Below are 1,263 nucleotides of genomic sequence, written 5' to 3'. Positions count from 1 at the left end.
CGCTGACGAGCTTGTCCCGGCGCAGGCCGCACCAGCGGTCCTGCTCATCAGAGTTGTTCACGACGACCGGCGCCTGAGAGAAGCCCAGTTCTTCGGTGATGCACTCCAGAGCTGCCGGGACTTCAGTGATGTCCACGGTCGTGTAAGTGATGCCCTTCGAGTCGAAGTAGTCCTTCGTCTTGTCGCAGTTGCGGCAGTCGGGCTTGGTATAAACCGTGTAAGCGGTGGGCGAAGCAGTCATTTTCAGCACCTGGTTTCGTATCAAATAAGTTTCGTTCGTCTGGCTGACTTGCTACCTCAATTCTAGCATTCATTCACGTGAATGAATAGCCGTTTCGCCGCTTACTCTAGGGAATTTTGGGGGGAGTTTTCCTTCATAAAAGCGTGATTCCTGCGTTCTGAACCACGGCTACGTGGGTCGATTCCAGAAGCTAACTGCACAGATGTCAAAAGCCATACGCACACCTGACCGGCCGGCAGCGCTCCTACGTTCATCCTTGATTCGAGTGCTACCGTGGCGCTCGTTAGGTGATGTCTCTGACTGCACTGGGGGAACCGTGTTTGTTGCTTGTCGAAGCAGCGCAAAGCTGTGAGGGCTTTTCTTATATCCGACTCGTGCACCACAGGCTGGTTACATTGGGGCCACGGTGAACTGTGGCTCACTACGTCGCACCTGGTGCGGATAGGTCGGCCGGAGCTAACCCGGCGGGCAGCAGGGTGGGGCGGAACCAGAGGCGACAATTTGTTCGAGTCCACCTCCATCGAACGGCCCTTTCCAGGCGCTGCAATTGACGTCAGCCCGGAGCAATGGGACCAGGAAATCAAGGCGGAGCCCAGTCGAACGCTGATGTTGGCTCTTGAAGAAGTCGCTACATTCCAGCTCAGACAAGGCTTTACGGCATCGCGTCTGGGAGTCGGAATGGCCGATGGCGTCAAACACAAACTGCTCTGGCTTCCTAACGCCCACTCGAAGACCATGCTGGCGGAAGCGCTCGGGGCAAGGCTTGCTTTCAGATAACGGGCACGGTTTATAAGCACTCCCAAACGGGCACTTGCGCACAGGAGTAGCGGCAAGTCATTGAGGACTCACAACTGGGGATCGAGAAGCGCCGCCCGGAAGCCGACCCCTCGCTGTGCAGTGCTCGGTTCCAAACCCGATGTCGTGGCAGGGGAAGGTTCCGAGAACAGTCGACGCCGCGGGTTGTGAACAGGAGTACAGGGCGAACGGGTACTTGTGCACAGGAGTAGCGGGCAATCACTGAT

At 57.0% G+C, this 1,263-nt stretch carries 2 protein-coding genes; one reads left to right on the top strand and one right to left on the bottom strand.

Features of this window, described 5'->3' with window-relative positions; translation table 11 throughout:
* A partial coding sequence (locus tag P2Q66_RS03565) for a glutaredoxin family protein (RefSeq protein ID WP_275725615.1) occupies positions 1-241 on the bottom strand: 241 nt, incomplete at its 3' end.
* Between the two features lie 501 nt (positions 242-742).
* Here P2Q66_RS03565 and P2Q66_RS03560 point away from each other — a divergent pair.
* On the top strand, positions 743-1,018 hold the full coding sequence (locus P2Q66_RS03560) for a hypothetical protein (RefSeq protein WP_275725614.1): 276 nt from the start codon (positions 743-745) through the stop codon (positions 1,016-1,018).
* Positions 1,019-1,263 lie beyond the last annotated feature (245 nt).

Source organism: Arthrobacter sp. Cr_A7 (assembly GCF_029222765.1).
Taxonomy (GTDB): Bacteria; Actinomycetota; Actinomycetes; order Actinomycetales; family Micrococcaceae; genus Arthrobacter.
The sequence above is the reverse complement of the archived record's forward strand: the minus strand, read 5'-3'. Positions and strand labels throughout refer to the sequence as shown.